The sequence below is a fragment of the Brevibacillus sp. HB2.2 genome, from assembly GCF_013284275.1.
Lineage (GTDB): Bacteria > Bacillota > Bacilli > Brevibacillales > Brevibacillaceae > Brevibacillus > Brevibacillus brevis_D.
In genome coordinates, this window is record NZ_JABSUV010000036.1 from 1 (window position 1) to 16,421 (window position 16,421).

14 protein-coding genes are annotated in these 16,421 nt (G+C 48.7%); 6 read left to right on the forward strand and 8 right to left on the reverse strand.

Going from position 1 to position 16,421, the window contains the following annotated elements; all coding sequences use genetic code 11:
- Positions 1 to 29: 29 nt before the first annotated feature.
- Positions 30 to 626 (reverse strand): TetR/AcrR family transcriptional regulator, encoded by a 597-nt coding sequence (locus HP401_RS22455; RefSeq protein WP_173606579.1) that lies wholly within the window; start codon positions 624 to 626, stop codon positions 30 to 32.
- Positions 627 to 783: 157 nt separating this feature from the next.
- Here HP401_RS22455 and HP401_RS22460 point away from each other — a divergent pair, with 157 nt between their 5' ends.
- The 5 genes from HP401_RS22460 to HP401_RS22480 all read left to right on the forward strand — a co-directional run bounded on the left by HP401_RS22460 (position 784) and on the right by HP401_RS22480 (position 4,265).
- Entirely contained in the window at positions 784 to 1,353 is a 570-nt protein-coding gene (locus HP401_RS22460) for a hypothetical protein (protein ID WP_173606580.1), read from the forward strand.
- The gene (locus HP401_RS22465) at positions 1,350 to 1,988 is read left to right on the forward strand and encodes a GNAT family N-acetyltransferase (protein WP_173606581.1); all 639 of its coding nucleotides are present in this window, start codon (positions 1,350 to 1,352) and stop codon (positions 1,986 to 1,988) included. Before HP401_RS22460 ends, HP401_RS22465 begins: the two co-directional genes overlap by 4 nt.
- An 85-nt stretch (positions 1,989 to 2,073) precedes the next feature.
- Positions 2,074 to 2,961: a TIGR01777 family oxidoreductase gene (locus HP401_RS22470; protein ID WP_173606582.1), complete on the forward strand. Its 888-nt coding sequence runs from the start codon at positions 2,074 to 2,076 to the stop codon at positions 2,959 to 2,961.
- Positions 2,958 to 3,818, forward strand: coding sequence for an AraC family transcriptional regulator (locus HP401_RS22475; RefSeq protein WP_173606583.1), 861 nt, complete (start codon positions 2,958 to 2,960; stop codon positions 3,816 to 3,818). Before HP401_RS22470 ends, HP401_RS22475 begins: the two co-directional genes overlap by 4 nt.
- A gap of 54 nt (positions 3,819 to 3,872) precedes the next feature.
- Positions 3,873 to 4,265 carry a VOC family protein gene (locus HP401_RS22480; protein WP_087348604.1) on the forward strand — a complete coding sequence of 131 codons (393 nt, stop codon included), beginning with the start codon at positions 3,873 to 3,875 and terminating at the stop codon, positions 4,263 to 4,265.
- A 64-nt stretch (positions 4,266 to 4,329) separates the two neighbouring features.
- On the opposite strand, the gene HP401_RS22485 is transcribed toward HP401_RS22480, so the two are convergent.
- Entirely contained in the window at positions 4,330 to 5,805 is a 1,476-nt protein-coding gene (locus HP401_RS22485) for an RtcB family protein (protein ID WP_173606584.1), read from the reverse strand.
- Positions 5,806 to 6,188: 383 nt separating this feature from the next.
- Positions 6,189 to 7,277, reverse strand: a complete 1,089-nt coding sequence (locus tag HP401_RS22490) for an ankyrin repeat domain-containing protein (RefSeq protein ID WP_173606585.1) — start codon at positions 7,275 to 7,277, stop codon at positions 6,189 to 6,191.
- A gap of 231 nt (positions 7,278 to 7,508) precedes the next feature.
- On the opposite strand from HP401_RS22490, the gene HP401_RS22495 reads away from it, so the two are divergent.
- A complete protein-coding gene (locus HP401_RS22495; RefSeq protein WP_173606586.1) occupies positions 7,509 to 10,622 on the forward strand; it encodes a S8 family serine peptidase in 3,114 nt (1,037 codons plus the stop codon).
- An 88-nt stretch (positions 10,623 to 10,710) separates the two neighbouring features.
- On the opposite strand, the gene ptsP is transcribed toward HP401_RS22495, so the two are convergent.
- The 5 genes from ptsP to HP401_RS22520 are packed head-to-tail and all read right to left on the reverse strand — an operon-like array spanning position 10,711 to position 16,401.
- Entirely contained in the window at positions 10,711 to 12,438 is a 1,728-nt protein-coding gene (gene ptsP / locus HP401_RS22500; RefSeq protein ID WP_173606587.1) for a phosphoenolpyruvate--protein phosphotransferase, read from the reverse strand.
- A gap of 59 nt (positions 12,439 to 12,497) precedes the next feature.
- Positions 12,498 to 12,764: an HPr family phosphocarrier protein gene (locus tag HP401_RS22505; protein WP_064200244.1), complete on the reverse strand. Its 267-nt coding sequence runs from the start codon at positions 12,762 to 12,764 to the stop codon at positions 12,498 to 12,500.
- A 16-nt stretch (positions 12,765 to 12,780) separates the two neighbouring features.
- Positions 12,781 to 14,721 (reverse strand): PTS fructose transporter subunit IIABC, encoded by a 1,941-nt coding sequence (locus HP401_RS22510; RefSeq protein WP_173606588.1) that lies wholly within the window; start codon positions 14,719 to 14,721, stop codon positions 12,781 to 12,783.
- A 16-nt stretch (positions 14,722 to 14,737) separates the two neighbouring features.
- Complete coding sequence (pfkB, locus tag HP401_RS22515) at positions 14,738 to 15,649, reverse strand: 1-phosphofructokinase (protein ID WP_173606589.1); 912 nt, start codon at positions 15,647 to 15,649, stop codon at positions 14,738 to 14,740.
- On the reverse strand, positions 15,646 to 16,401 hold the full coding sequence (locus tag HP401_RS22520; RefSeq protein WP_142497324.1) for a DeoR/GlpR family DNA-binding transcription regulator: 756 nt from the start codon (positions 16,399 to 16,401) through the stop codon (positions 15,646 to 15,648). Before HP401_RS22520 ends, pfkB begins: the two co-directional genes overlap by 4 nt.
- Between the last annotated feature and the right edge of the window lie 20 nt (positions 16,402 to 16,421).

The following is a 16,421-nucleotide window of genomic DNA, read 5'->3' on the forward strand; positions in this document are numbered from 1 at the left end:
TTTGGGTGAAGAGCTTTTTTACTTTCGTCCTACTTCTGCTTCTGCCCCACCAGCCCAAAGAAAAACATATCCACCCATTGCTCCATACTCAGCGTTACTCGCTCACGATCCGATGCTTCCCACTGGCGTCCCAGCTCATTTTTGTACATCGTAAAGTACATCATCATCATTTCTTCTTTCATATCACGCTGAATATAACCTTCCTGCTTCCCAAGCGCGACAAACCTCGTAAAAAAACGCCTGATTTTTTGCTCGTATTCGCTTTCGATTCGTTGCAGCAAACCACTGAGTTCAGAAAAGGGGGCGGTCTGAAGCTCGTCCGTGAGGGTATGCAAATTCTTGGATTCCAACAGCATGATGTCCTTTGTCTTTTCAGGAAAAGAACTCCCCGAATCGAGAATTCTCTCGTACTGCTCCAACTGCTTGTCCATCCAGTTCATTAGCATGTCCGCGTAGAGCTGTTCTTTTGTCCCAAAGTAGTTATAAATGGTCGCCGGAGAAACCTTCGCGTTCTGCGCAATTTCATTTACGCTGACTTTTTGGAAGCCATGCTTGGAGAACAATTGAAAAGCGGCGCTGTATATTTGATCGATTTTGTTCTGTTTTCGTCGTTCGAATCCATTCATCTTCTCCACCTCTTTCTGTAGTGTAGTTCAGGTTTTAGAGTATTTCAATAAATTAACTACAAAATGATTGAAATGGGGTGGTTTTGATAGTTATAATTATTTTGTAGTAAATAAGTATATTCACTACATATTTTTAAGGGATAGGAGTGAATTTATCATGAAACAAATACGGATCCCCGCTTTTTTGCATGACGTCTTCGGTGAAAAGCAGAGCATTGGCTCGATCGGAGCTATCCTGCTGTTCGGCGGAGTGCTGACCACTGCTCTCTATTTGCGATTCCCAGAACTCACGGAGAGCTTGCCCATTTGGCGCAGCACGCTGGCATTATTGCTTGTATTCGATATATTTTCTGGCTGCCTAGCTAATTTTACGATCTCAACCAGCAATTTTTATGCCGCACGTAAAAAAAATCGCATCGTCTTCATTGCCATTCACGTCCATATCATCCTGGTTGCCCTTCTCTTACAACAAAACCTCGCGTATTCCATAGGGGTATGGGCTTATACGATTGTAGGAGCTTTTGCTGTGAATGTTCTTTTTGGAAATCGTTCGCAGCTGTTTGTCGCAGGCATTCTCCTGTCCGTTGGCCTTGGCTGGATACCATTGCTCCCGGGGATGCATCCGTTTCTGTTGATCACCTGCTTATTCTTTATGGTAAAAGTGTTATTTAGCTTTGCTGTCAATCATTATGGGAAAGTAATCGACGACACAGGTAAAGAAAAATGAAGACATCCTACCGCCTTTCCAAACTCACAAAGTCAGATAAACCCGCATTCGTATCCCTTATGAGTAGGGCATTTTCGCGTGATCCTTTCTTTCTTCATGTATTTGGGGATTCAGAGCTCGATCATACAGCAAGAAAAAGCGTTACAGCCTTTCTATCTTTTCTCTTTGATAAGAGCTTTCTGTTTCACGAGGAAGTGTGGGGCATTTTTGACGAGGACAGCTTGCTAGGCACTTACGTCGTCGAGAAACCACAAACAAACAAGCATTCGAATATAAAAGGGGGGCTCCTGTTAATCGGTAGATTGATCCCGTTAGTATTTCAACTTTCTGGAAAAACGCTGATACTCCTTAATTCCTATATGCGCATCACACGTTCTGCCGCTCCTCCATGGAATCATCACTACCTCATTATGATTGGCGTAAAACCGGAGGCTCAAGGCAAGGGAGTCGGCAAAGCCCTGATGCAACACCTGTTTCAAACCATAAAGGAGGACCACGAATCGCAGGGAATCGCACTGGATACGGAAAAGGAAGAGAATGTGGGTTTGTATCAAAAGCTCGGATTTACGTTACAAGAACAAACCAAAATCGATGATATACCTGTGTATTGTATGGTCTATCAAAAAAATCGATAGAATGACGGATACATGCTGCCGCCACTTCGCATTATGTTACAATTATTGTAAGAAATATGTACATCGATGGAAGCGAGTTGATCTTATGAAAAAGAAAGTGATCCTGGCTGGCGGCACTGGCTTTATCGGCAAGTATCTGACAGACAAATTCAATCAACTTGGCTACGAAGTAAGGGTCATCGCAAGAACTTCCCCACATATAACGTGGGACAATCACGCAAAAATAGTGGAAGCTTTGGAAGATTCCGAGCTGCTCATCAACCTGGCGGGCAAATCCGTCAACTGTCGTTACCATGAGAAGAACAAGAAAGAAATCCTGAAATCTCGGACAGAGACCACTCACATACTCGGCAATGCTGTTTTGGCTTGCAAAAACCCGCCCTCGCTCTGGCTCAATTCCAGCACAGCCACCATCTATAGGCATGCGGAGGATCGTCCCATGACGGAAGAAGGCGGAGAGATTGGAACAGGCTTTTCGGTTGATGTCGCCAAGCAATGGGAAGCTGCTTTCTTTTCCTTTGACTTGCCGCATACGAGACAAGTTGCCTTACGCATGGCTATCGTGCTGGGCGAAAACGGTGGGGTTATCGATCCATACAAAAATCTCGTTCGCTTTGGACTCGGGGGTGTACAAGGGTCTGGCAATCAGCGTTTTAGCTGGATTCATGTCGAAGATATCTTCCAGATCATTCTCTTTTTGAAAGAGCGAACGGACTTAAGCGGCGTATTCAATTGTTCTTCTCCCCATCCCGTCACAAACCGTGAATTCATGCAGTATTTTCGCAGCGTGATGAATCGGAGCTTCGGACTGCCCTCTCCCAAATGGATGCTGGAAATGGGGGCCATGATGATCGGAACGGAAACAGAGCTGGTGTTAAAAAGCCGCTGGGTCATTCCTGAAAGACTTGAGCGTGAAGGATATCAGTTCCGTTTTGCCCATATCGATAAGACGTTGCAGGATATCGTGAAATGACCGACAAGCCTTCCAGGAATTATGTTCTTCACGCAAAAAGCAAGCAATTTTACTGGGAAGGGGACGGGCAGCTTTCCATTAAAACATTTCGTAATGGAAGGGCACATTACAAGACGAGTAAAGGCTTTTTTGCTGTAGATGAGGGTAGGTATCTCTTGCTGAACGAAGGGGAATATACCATTTCCATTGACGAAGATGAGGATGTGGAATCGCTTTGTATTTTCTTCCGGCATGGTTTTGGCGAGGAGATTTTAAGCACGTTCGTGGATTCAACCGACCTCCTTCTCAGTGATCCGTATAAGGAAACGGCTTCGATCGGTTTCTTTGAAAAAACCTATCATACGAGCCATACACTGGCATTTCAGTTAGCGGCTTTGAAAGAGCGTCTCACCATCCTTGATCCAGAATCCATTGGTTATGAAGAACAATTTCACCAGATTATGCAGACCCTATTGCTCGGGCATCTCGATGTAAGAAAAGAAATGGACGCTTTGCACGCGCTTCGGCAATCAACGCGCGAGGAGCTATATCGAAGAATCAGTACCGCCCACGATTATATACGGGCTTTTTATGATCAACCAATCAGGCTCGATGAGATCGCACAGATTGCTTGTTTATCCCCCAACCATTTATTGCGAGCGTACGCCCAAGTGTATGGAAAAACGCCCCACCAGCATATTTCGGAATACCGGATACAACGAGCCAAGCAGCTGTTAGCCAAACTGGACTTCAGTATGACCGACATCGCCTTTGAGGTTGGATTCAGTAACCCTGTTTCCTTTAGCAAAATGTTTAAGCAGCATGTCGGGATTTCTCCTCTGTCATTCAGAAAAAAAGTGATTTTGGATAAGAAATAATCATTGGATTCGTTTATGCTGATAAGGAAACGCGAACAAAAGGGGGACTTTATCATGCAAACGAACCTGATTCAAAAAGTAGGGCAAATCGGCATCCCTGTCAAAAACCTAGAAAAGGCCGTCCATTTTTACAAAGAGCAACTCGGGCTCCCTCTTTTGTTTCAGACAGGCAATATGGCGTTCTTTGAATGTAACGGACTTCGCCTCATGCTGAGCCTACCGGAAAAAGAACAATTTGCACACGCCAGCTCCGTCCTTTACTTTCAAGTGGATGACATTCAAACCGCTTTTGAAGATTTTAAAAAAAGGGACGTTACGTTTATCGACGAGCCACATCTCGTAGCCAAAATAGGGCAAACGGAAACCTGGATGACCTTTTTTAAAGACACAGAAGAGAATACACATGCCTTCGTGAGTGAAGTACAAGGAGAGACCGTTTCATTCTGAACGGTCTCTTTTTTATTTCTAACAAGAAGAAAAGCCTCCGAATGCTCGGAGGGGAGGTTCCTATCTAGCCTTTCACCGTAGCAATCGGCGCCACTTCGGCCACAATCTCAGCCATCCCATGATCCACATGCGACTGAATCACCGGAGTAATATCTTTATAGGCATACGGCGCCTCTTTTTTCAGCTCTTCTTCCCATTTCTTCAAAATATCGCTCCGTCCACGCAAGTCCGCCCGCTTCGGATCAATCGGATTGATCACGCGGAAGTTGGCAAGAAACTCGCGAAATCGGTCATCGTCCACTTTCACAGCATCGCCCCGAGAAAGCGCACGACCTGCGCCATGGCTTGCGCTATACAAGCTGTCCCGATTGCCTAGCCCCGCCAAAATAAAGCTGTGCGAGCCCATCGAACCGGGAATAAACACAGGTTCGCCCGTATACTGAAACGGCGTGCCCATCATTTGCTCGGCCGATTTCGCCGTACACGACCCTTTTCGATGCAAAAATCCACCTACCTGCTCCAGCTGTTCTTCCCACAAATAATTATGGGGCGCATCGTACAACAGCCTGTGTTCAAAATCGCCCAACACATCGGAAATCGATTTGTACATCATCAGACCCAGCATCAATCGATTGGCAAATGCAAAGTTTGCCGCATTGTGCAGGAGACTCCAAAACATTTTCCACTGTGGAAGGGAACGCTCCGAAAGAGGCAGTGGATACATGCCGTTATCAGGATGCTTCAAGGAAGTCGGGTACATCTTTTTCAGCATCTCTTTGATCCATGCACCGCTGTTATAACCAATGGAAACAGAGCCGGTATGAATCATGAGGACGACTTGCCCTTCCTTCAGCCCCCACTGACTGGCGATAGAGCCCTGATGCACTTTTTTGACCACCTGAATTTCAAAAAAATGATTCCCGCCGCCAAGCGAGCCGATTTGTGCATCCCGAGAAAGCTCGGCAGGACCGAGAAAGTCATCGAGTCCAATCGTCGATTCCGCGATAAAGGACCCCATTTTATTGACATGGTTCAAATCCAGCTCCTGCTGCTTCTCGTTGTAATAACGCCAAATTCCCTCGCCATTCGCTTCCTTGTGGCTGTCCAGTATGCCGATCAGGCCTTCCTTGAACATTTTCTCGCGCATATTCCGCGTCATGGGAATATTGCGACCCCCTTCAAAAAAAACATGGCGCACATTCCGTTCAATAGCATCCAGATTTGTACAAATCTGTTCCTCGTGCAAATCCGTGACATATAGACGCATCCCGCAGTTAATGTCGTTGCCAATCGCTTGCGGCAGTACAAACCCACGTGTAAACAGCGTCGTGCCTACAGGAATGCCGCTTCCCTTGTGAAAATCGGGCGTAATGGCCACTTCCAAAACCCCGGTATTCGGATCGTCAAAATAATCGGGTGAATGCTTTTGCAGCGTTTCAATTGTTTCATTCACCTCTAAAAGTCGATGAAGCTCCTCTACCGCATTGTTTTCCACTTTTACTTCCGGATTGATGAAATATTTGATCGGCGTGTTGCTCAAAAGAAGACCACCTTTATTCGTTTTATAGGAACGTATGTTCTTTGTTTTTCAATAGAAAAAGCCGCTTTCATGCTCATTTCTTCCGTCTGGATGAAAAAATGCAGCATGGTATCGCAGCCTTTACGCTTGGGGCTATTAAGTTATCGTAGGAGCGTTATCCGCAGTCTATAGGAAACGGAGTTGGCTCACCCTTAAACAGCGCAATTGCGTAAAAGGCACACCTATGGAGTTGGATTTTATCGCTACATTGTTTGTTTCAGGCTTGATTACGTATGCGAACATGTTTAATCCTCCTCCTTTCGTTTCTTGCTCACGATCTTACCATTGGATAAATTTTACTGTCAAGCCCCCGGATTATCGAGGGCCCGAGTGATCTTTTCCTTTTACATCGATTCTAATTCGCCTTCCATAAACTTGATCAGATACACCTCTGGCTGCGCAAGGAACTCCGTAAAACTGCACAAGTCTGCATACTCCTTATGCTCCTCATCATAGCAGCCGATGCTCCCTTTTTTCTTCGGATTCCACACAAGATGCAGATGGGAGTAGTTGTCGACTTCGGCAGACAAACGCAGCAGCTTTTGCCGTCCGATTTTCATTTCAATCGTATCGGTCAATGTGAAAAAGTCGATGTACTCAATGCTATAATCATTGTCCGCCAGCTCAAGACGCAGCTCTTCTCCGGTAAGAAAGCCCATCAGTTCGTCGGTCAGTTTATATTTTTGCAGCTCGTACTTTTTGTTCTCCACATCATGCAGCTCGGCAGGTTCCAGCGATTTCAAATACGCAGCCAACTCCGTATTTTTATTGCTGACCGCGATGGTATAAGGCCGCTCTCCACCCTTTTCCGCTACCATAACGTCCGCACCGCGTTCAACCAAATACTTGACCATGGCGGCATTCCCCATGCGCGTAGCAACTGTTAATGGGGTCGCTTGATACGGATACACCATATTCGGTTTGTTGTAATTGATGTCCACCCCATGATCGAGCAAGTAGGCCGTGGTCGTAAGGTCATGATCCGACACGGCTTCACGCAATACATCGCCGCCATGCAGTCTTATATCCAGTCCCAGCTCTTGAATGAGCGGGATGTTCTTTTTGTTGCCGTAGTAAGCCTCCGAATAAGCGCCTGAGCGCACCTGATTGACCATGTCCAGCTTGGCTCCTTGCGCTGCAACATAACGAACGAGCTCTTCCTTGCCATAACGTACGGCCTTCAAAAAAGCCGGTTTATTTTTGACATTCAGATTAACGCCATGCTCTACCAGCAGCTTAACAACTTCTAGTTTCTCCGATATAAGTGCCAGATCCAACGGACTTATCGTCGTATATTCGCTTAGCACGATGCCCTTTTCTATATCCCAGCCTGCCGCAATCGCATCTTGCAAAGCCGGGACATTTCCTTGATAAATATGCATCGCGATTTCTGGCAGCTCTTCGAACCTCCCGATATCTTTCAACTTGATCATCGATTATCCTCTCCTGACCTATGTCTTATGAAAAATATAGAAAATTAATTGGCAAAAAACAACAAATTTCTACCATATCCCTCTTAATTAGATTGAAAATACAGTCGATTTTGTCGATTTTTGACGAATTTACCCGATAAAAAGCTTTTTCTCAATAAAAGGAGTAGTCTTACGAGAAGAGAAATACTTATGCAAATCGTCTTATACATATTTTTTAAGGAGAGTGGACTGATGAAGAAGATGCGTACTCTCGCTTCTCTTACGCTTGCAGCAGCACTCATGCTGAGTGGCCTTCCTTACAATGCATTGGCAGCGGCGGAGTTTAGTGAACAGGATTGGGAAAAAGTAAACGAGTATACCAATGCGGAAGTAGAGATTGGCTCCGAAATCTCGAAAATCTCCCCCCTGCTGAACACCAGTTCTAGCAAAAACGTCAGTGTCATTATTGAGCTGCAAAGTGAACCTTCGATCACAGCAAAACATAGTGAAGGTTCAGAATCTTCCGTTAGATCATTGCGAGCGAAAGTAGAGGATGAACAAGCCTCCTTCCTCGATGAAGCAAAAGATAACAAGGTCAAATTGAAGGTAAAGCGCAAGTTTGAGCATGTATTCAACGGAATGGAAGTAACGGTGTCAGCCGACGAGCTGGAAGAGCTGGCTGCACTGCCACAGGTGAAACGCATTTATCAAAATACGTATTATGAGCTTCCCGAAATTGATGCCATCAGCGAGAAAGCATCGTCCACCAAATGGGATCAGGCCCCTCTCCAACAAATTGGCGTGCTCGATATGTGGAAGGAAGGTTTGACAGGGAAAGGATTGAAGGTCGGCGTCATCGATACGGGTGTCGATTACAAGCACCCTGATCTCAAGGATGCTTATAAAGGCGGATATGACTCCTTCGACAATGACAAAGATCCTTATGAACAAGCGCCAATCCCTGTGGAAGAGGACCGCGATGGAAAAGGATATGAAGGCTCCAGCCATGGAACTCACGTATCCGGCACGATCGTAGGACGCGCCAAAAACAAAACCTCAGATGTACAGGTAAAAGGGGTTGCCTACGGTGCAGACCTCTACGTCTACCGCGTATTGGGCCGAGGCGGCGGTAGCTCCGCTCAGGTCATCGACGGTATCGAAAAAGCGGTGAAAGACGGCATGGACGTCATTAACCTGTCGCTTGGCTCCGCTTTGGAAAAGGACTCTGACTCCCCAGATGCCATCGCTGTGAATAACGCGGTGCTGTCTGGTGTGATTACGGTTGTATCGGGTGGGAATTCGGCCGACGATGAGCGCGGCAGACATTACTACACGGCGGGATCACCTTCTGGAGCGAGGCTGCCGATCACAGTTGCAGCGGTAGACTCCCCTACCGTGCAATATGACGGCTCAGCAACCTCTTCCTTCGGAGCTAATTACGAATTCCCTGTGATGGCATGGCAGGTCAGAAAGGATAACTTCGCCTCCATCATTGGAACCAAACCGCTGCCAGTCGTCTATGCCAACCTTGGCTCTCGCAGCGATTTTGAAAAGGCAAATGTAAAAGGCAAAGTCGCTCTCGTTTCCCGCGGTTCTCTCGGCTTCACGGAAAAAATCGAAAACGCCCGAAAAGCTGGTGCTGTCGCTATCGTGGTCTTTAACGGTAACGACGTCGACGGGGATGGCGTAGCTGACCTGGATATCCGTGATCGCGAGGGCTACGTCAGCACGATTCTGGGTGACCAGATCGAAGCAATCCCTACCTTTGACATGAAGGGTCTGGAAGGCCGTACACTGGCAAAAGAGCTGCTGGCTAACCCTGAAAAAGCGAAAACACTGACGTTCACGTTCTCAGAAAAATACCCAAGCACAAATGACCCGGGCGACCGCATCGCCGGCTTTAGCTCACGCGGTCCAATCATGGGCGACGATTACAGCATCAAGCCGAATCTGGCTGCGCCAGGTGTAGCCGTTCTTTCCAGCTATCCATCTTGGAGCAAGCTGATCCCTGACGCCAAGTACGACAAGGCATACGCTCGTCTAAACGGTACAAGCATGGCGGCTCCGCACGTTTCCGGTCTTGCCCTGCTGATGAAACAGGCACATCCGGACTGGACACCTGCCGATATCAAGGCAGCGCTCGCGAATACCTCAAAACCACTTTACAGCCCAGATGGCACACTGTACGATGTGTACTCCCAAGGTGCAGGCCGCGTAAACGGCCATGCCGCGTCGAAAACACCTGCTGTTCTGACAACAGTAGAGCAGCTCACCATTTTGGGCGAAGATTTTGAACCGAAGACCATTCCGTATTATGCGGATAACGTTTCCTTTGGCTTGCTGAAGGCTGGTAGCAATACCGTTACGAAAACACTCCAGCTGAAAAACCTGTCCAAAAAGGAAGTTTCTTACGATGCAAAAGTGATCATGCATCCATCCGTCACGACAGATCCGTACAAGCCAGGCTCCAAAACGCCAGATGTGGATGACATCGATGTGGAAATCTCCGACAATTCCATCTCCGCTAAAAAAGGCGATGCGACCACATTTGAGCTCAACCTGTCCGTTGACTCCGATGCAAAAGACGGCGTGTATGAAGGGGAAGTCCTGCTGACAGCGAAAGGAAACCCTGACCTGCGCCTGCCGTTTGCTGTACACGTGGGAGACAAGCGTGAGGATACCAACTTTGGTTTCGACAACCTGAAGCTCTCCGATACGACAATCACGCCTGATGGCGATGGCAATGAGGATTCGTTCACACTCGAAGCCGAGCTGCAAGCCAAAGACGTGAACCAGATCTCTGTTGAGGCATGGAGCTTGGACGATAAATACGTCGGTACACTCGCATCCGTGTTCAACAATTACGCGTTGATCGCGCCAGGCCCTATCACCTTCTCTAATCTCGATGGTACCTACTACGATGGTGGCCAAGTAGCGAAGAAGCTCGATCCAGGCAAATACAAGCTGAAGCTCGTCGGTCGAGTCGTTGACCAAAGCAAGCCGAAGGGTGAACAGATTGTAAAAGAATACGAGGCTTGGAAATCCTTCATGATTAAGGCATCTAATAAAAACGCGGTCTTGTCCAAGGTTGTAGAAGAAGCCGAGGAGCAATTCGAGTTTGAGGTTGCGAACATTACAGAGCTGGATCAACCAGTGCTTGCCCTGCCGAAAGAGAGCGATGATGTGACTTATCAGGTGACGAAGAGCTCTGATGAGGCGCTTATCGACGATGAGGGGATTTTGAAGGAGCTGCCTGCCGAAGGTGAAGAGACCGTTACGCTGTATGTGACGATTACTTCTAAGGAAGATGAGTCGGTTACGCGGACTGTGAAGGTGGATGTGACGTTAGAGGCGGTAGTAGAGTAGTGTTGGTTTAACGTTTTTAGATAGATGAATGAAAGGCTCCGCCACACATCATGGCGGAGCCTTATCATTTTGCCAACTATACCGGCCATTACAGCTTGTTTAAAATTTCCTCTTTGATAAAGGCTCTGATCTCTTCGCCGCTCTCCAGGGTGAGGACGTGTTGTGCTGTTTCCTGAAGCGACTTGTAATCCAGCTTTCTCAGCAAATCGCGGGCCCGGAGAACAGAAGTGGCACTCATGCTGAATTCATCCAGTCCCAACCCCAGCAGAATCGGGATCGCCAATTCCTCCCCGGCCATTTCTCCACACATGCCGACCCATTTGCCTTCCTGATGGGCCGCCTTGATTACCTGATTCACCAGCCGTAAAATGGCGGGATGGTACGGATCGTACAAGTAGGCGACCTGCTCGTTCATTCTGTCCGCTGCCATCACATACTGAATCAAATCATTGGTCCCGATGCTGAAGAAATCGGCTTCCTTGGCGAGCTGGTCCGCGATCATCGCGGCAGCTGGCACCTCGATCATGATTCCTACTTCCAAATGATCGTTAAACAAAATGCTTTGGTTGCGCAGCTCTGCCTTCACTTCGTCCAGGATCTGGTTCGCTCGACGCAGCTCAGCTATAGTGGCGATCATTGGATACATGATTTTGATATTGCCGTATATACTTGCCCGGAGCAAAGCTCGTAACTGCGTCTTAAACAGTTCCACGCGGTCCAGGCAAAGCCGGATGGCTCGATAGCCTAGAAACGGATTCAATTCTTTCGGCAGATCGAGGTAGGAAAGCTCCTTGTCCCCGCCGATGTCCAATGTTCGAATGACAACTGGTCGATCCTTGCCCATGGTTTCTGCAACAGCTTTGTAAGCCGCAAACTGCTCTTCTTCCGTAGGGAACTGCTCCCGCCCCATATAGAGAAATTCGGTACGAAACAGTCCGATCCCCTCGGCGCCATTTTCAACGGCCTGCACGGCGTCCCGCGGATTCCCGATGTTGGCTGCCAATTCCACGCGGTGCCCATCGGCGGTAACACTTTCTTCATGAACCAGACGAGCCCAGTCCTCTTTTTGTTTCCAATATGCCTGCTGCTTGGCTTCATAGGCTGCGACGACAGCTTCGTCCGGTCGAATGTGTACCTCGCCCTCAAGGCCGTCGACGATGACCAGATCCCCGGTTTGCAGCTGCTCTGTAATGTCCGACATGCCTACCACCGCCGGGATTTCCATGGTGCGTGCCATGATGGCGGAGTGAGACGTGCGGCCGCCTATATTCGTTGCAAATCCTTTTACCTTTTCCCTGTCCAACTGTGCCGTATCGGATGGCGTCAGATCGTGTACAACCAGCACCACCGGCTCAGCGAAATCCGCTTGCAACTGATCGTGTATGCCGAGCAGATTCTTCAGCAGACGCTGGCTGACATCGCGCAAATCCGCCGCCCGCTCCCGCATGTACTCGTCATCCATGCTCTCAAAAATGGCGACAAAGCTGTCACGAACCTCCTCCAGAGCTGCTTCTGCATTCACTCTTTCGCATTCCAGCTTCTCCTCAATGGCACCAATAAACTCCGGGTCCTGCAAAAAAAGCTGGTGGGCTTCAAAGATTCTCGCTTCTTCTTCGCCCATCTCGTGGCGGACCTTCTTCTTGACTTGCTCGAGCTCCAGATCTGCCGCTCTCACACTTTCCCGAAATCGCGCAAGTTCTGCGGCCACCTCATCTTGGTCAAGGATACGTCGTTCATACTGAACCATCTCTTCCTTTTGTACAACAGCTCGTCCAATCACGATTCCGGGAGCTGCAGCGATCCCTTTTTGCAGCATTACAATCGCTCCTTATCGAAGCCGCACCCCCTGGTGTCCAGAGGGGGCTTCCTGTCATGTTACCCGTGAACTGACATGAGCAATTTGCCAAGCTCCTCCATTGCTTGCTCTGCCTGTTCTTGTTCTCCAGTGATTTCAAGGGTGATTTGCTCCCCCATCTTCGCACCCAGCGTCATCAAGCCCATGATGCTTTTACCATTGATCTTTTTCGTGCCCTTGATCACGTTTACCTCACAAGGAAACGAGGTAGCCTTTTGTACGAATAACGTTGCCGGACGGGCGTGCAGTCCAGTCGGATTTTGAATGGTGAAAGTTTTCGTCAACATCTGGTTCCAGCTCCTTTTACTCTACCGCATCTTTTTTCAGAACTTTTAGCATGAGTGCCGTAACCATTGTTCCGGCAAGAATGGAAACAAGGTAAAGCGGCCAGTTGCCGATTACCGGCAAAACGAATATTCCGCCATGAGGGGCTGGCAATGTGCACCCAAACAGCATCGATAACCCGCCAGCTACGGCAGAGCCAACTACGAGCGAAGGAATGACGCGTGTCGGATCAGCCGCCGCAAACGGGATCGCCCCCTCCGTAATGAAGGTTGCTCCCAGGACGTAAGCGGTTTTACCCGCCTGCCGTTCTTCCATGGTAAATTTCTTCTTGAACAAAGTAGTCGCCAAAGCGATTCCGAGCGGTGGAGTCATCCCTGCCGCCATAATGGCTGCGTGAGGGGTATAGTTTCCATCAGCAATCATCGCAATCCCGAACGTAAATGCTGCTTTGTTGACAGGGCCACCCATGTCAAAGGCCATCATTGCACCCAAAATCACACCAAGGATGACGGCGTTACCAGTGCCCATGTTTTTCAACCAGTCACCCAGCGCCGTATTGGCAGCAGCGATTGGGTCAGATACTACGTACACCATGACAAAGCCTGTAAGCAAAATCCCAAACAGCGGATACAACAGCATCGGCTTGATACCTTCTAACGATTCGGGTAGTCCAGCCAACACTTTTTTCAATCCGACCACAATATATCCGGCCAGGAACCCTGCGATGATTCCTCCGAGGAACCCCGAGCCGGAAGTAGCCGCCAACAAGCCTCCTACCATACCGGGAGCAAAACCAGGACGGTCAGCGATGCTCTTGGCGATAAACCCGGCCAATACCGGGATCATCAGCTTGAACGCAGTTCCTCCACCGATATCCATCAGGACTTTAGCCAGCGGATGGAAGGACGGATCGTTTGGATCAAACGCCTTGATCCCAAACATAAAGCTTAGCGCAATGATAATCCCGCCACCCACGACAAACGGGAGCATGTTGGATACACCGTTCATCAGGTGCTTGTAAAAAGCAGGCTGCTTCGCTTTTTTCTCCGCCTTTGCTTCTTGGATATCCTCCTGATAGCTGGTCCCGCCTCCGCGGTAAATGCTTCCCTTTTGCTCTACTGCGCGCTGAAGCAGTTCTTCGGTATTGCGTATCCCTTCCGCAACTGGCACTTCAATCACGATCTTGCCAGCAAAGCGTTCCATCTCCACTTGCTTGTCAGCAGCTACAATCACCGCTGTCGCTTCCTCAATATCCTGCAAAGAAAGCTTGTTTTTCACACCCCCGGAACCGTTCGTCTCTACCTTGATGGCAATCCCCAGCTCTGCTGCTTTTTTCTTCAGCGCATCGGCGGCCATGTACGTATGGGCGATCCCGGTCGGGCAAGCGGTTACCGCAACTACTTTTATCGGCTGTTTCTTTGAGGTCTCTTGTCTTCCCTGTTGCTCTTCTAGCTCCTTGCTCTCTACAACGCTTTCATTTTCGCCCTGGATTTCTTTTTCTTTGCGCGTGATAATCTCCAGCACCTGTTCCTTCGTTTCTGCACGCGTCAGCTCCTGACGAAATGCTTCATCCATGAGCATCTGAGAAAGCAACGCCAATGTTTCGAGATGGGCCTGGTTGGCGTTCTCAGTAGCCGCAATCATGAAGAAAAGATGTGCTTTTTGGTTATCCAACGAGTCAAAATCAACGCCCTCTTTGGAAAAACCGTACGCAATGCTAGGTGTTTTGACCGCTGCTGTCTTGGCATGCGGGATGGCGATTCCTTCTCCAATTCCGGTGGAGCCTTGTGCCTCGCGGGCGAGAATGGCCTGCTTCATCTCTTCCTTGCTGTTGAGCCGTCCAGCTTCGTCCAATTTTTCAATCAACTCATCTAAGACCGCTTCCTTGGAGGAAGCAGACAGAGGGAAAAGAATCGTTTCAGCTTTTAGCAAATCGACAATGCGAATCTCGTTATTCATCGTTGAACCCCCTTTATCAAATGGCGGTTATTGTGATTTCCGGAAGAAATGCTTTTATCTTTTCATGTGTACAGAAGTCTTCCGACAGGGCAGTCGTGCTCCCCGCGGCGACGGCAAAACGAAACGACGCTTCCGTATCCATTCCCTGCCTATAGCCATAAAGGAATCCGGCAACCATCGAGTCTCCGGCACCGATCGAATTGACTGGTTTGCGCTGCGGAATCTGGGCGACATAGGCCGCTTGCCGATTGACAAATACAGCACCCTGACCAGCCATCGATACGATGACGTTCTGTGCGCCCATTTGCAAAGACTTACGCGCCATGTCGATCGCCTCTGCTGGTGTGGCAATCGTCACCCCAAACAGTTCCCCCAACTCATGATGATTGGGCTTGATGAGAAAAGGCTCCTCCGACAAACCGGTTTCAAGCGCTTTTCCCTTTGCGTCGAGGAAGATACGTACGCCCTTGCCACGCAGCCGCTTCATGATCGTCTGGTACATATCAGACGGCAAGCTTTTCGGCACGCTTCCCGCGAGTACCAGATAATCGCCGCTCTGCAAGCTGTCGATCTGTTGCATCAGCCTTTGGAGCGCTTCCTCCGGGATGTCCGGTGAGACTCCGCTGATATCCGTTTCGGTCTGCGCCTTTATTTTTAAATTGATTCTGGAATCCTGTCCGATTTGAATCAAGTCATGAGAGATGTCGGCTTGCTCGATCTGCTGTTGAATAAACGCTCCCGTAAACCCACCGACAAACCCCAGCGCCGTGCTGTTTTCCCTGAGTATGCGGAGAACCTTTGATACATTTATGCCTTTTCCGCCAGCGACCTTCCACTCTTTTTGGGCCTGATGAATAGTTCCTTGCGACAGAGCAGTAATCCACAAGTGGTAGTCAATCGATGGGTTCAGGGTTACTGTGTAAATCATGCTTTCACCACTTTAAGAGTTGATAATCTGCCGTAAACTTGTTGTTCCTCTTCGCTCAAACCGTCATCCGTGATTACCGTGATGCCTTGCAGGTCTCCCACTTTGGCAAAGGTGACCCTGGAAAACTTGTCAGAGTCGGTCAAGACAAATCGCTCGTCAGAAAATTGCAAGGCCAGCTGCTTGACGTATGCCTCATCCGGGTCAGGTGTGGTCAGACCGTGATGCTGGTCAATGCCGTTGGTCCCGAGAAAGCATTTGTCGAATCGGTATTGACTGAGCGCAGTGATCGCATCACGCCCCACCATCGACAGTGTAGCCGCTTTCAATTCTCCGCCCAGCAGGATCGTCCTGATGTTTCGCTTGATAAGCTGAAGGGCAATGTCCACCCCGTTGGTAACGACCATGATATTTTCGTAAGGTAAATAGGGCAGCATCTGATACGTCGTAGTTCCCGCATCGATGAAAATAGAGTCGTGTGGTTTTATCAAACTGGCGGCATATTTGGCGATCGCCAGTTTCTCCCGCTCATGTTTGACCGATTTTTCCAGAATCGTCGGCTCTTCGATTTTGCTCTGTAGCACAGACGCCCCTCCGTGCACGCGTTTAAGCAAGCGCTGTTCTTCCAATTCGCTTAAATCTCGCCGGATCGTCGATTCCGATGCCCCAGTCGCTTCCACAAGCTCATGAATGCGCACAATATCTTTTTCTTTCACTAAAGCTACTATCAGTTGATGACGTTCAGGGGTTAGCATCGTTATCCTCCCTTCTCCTA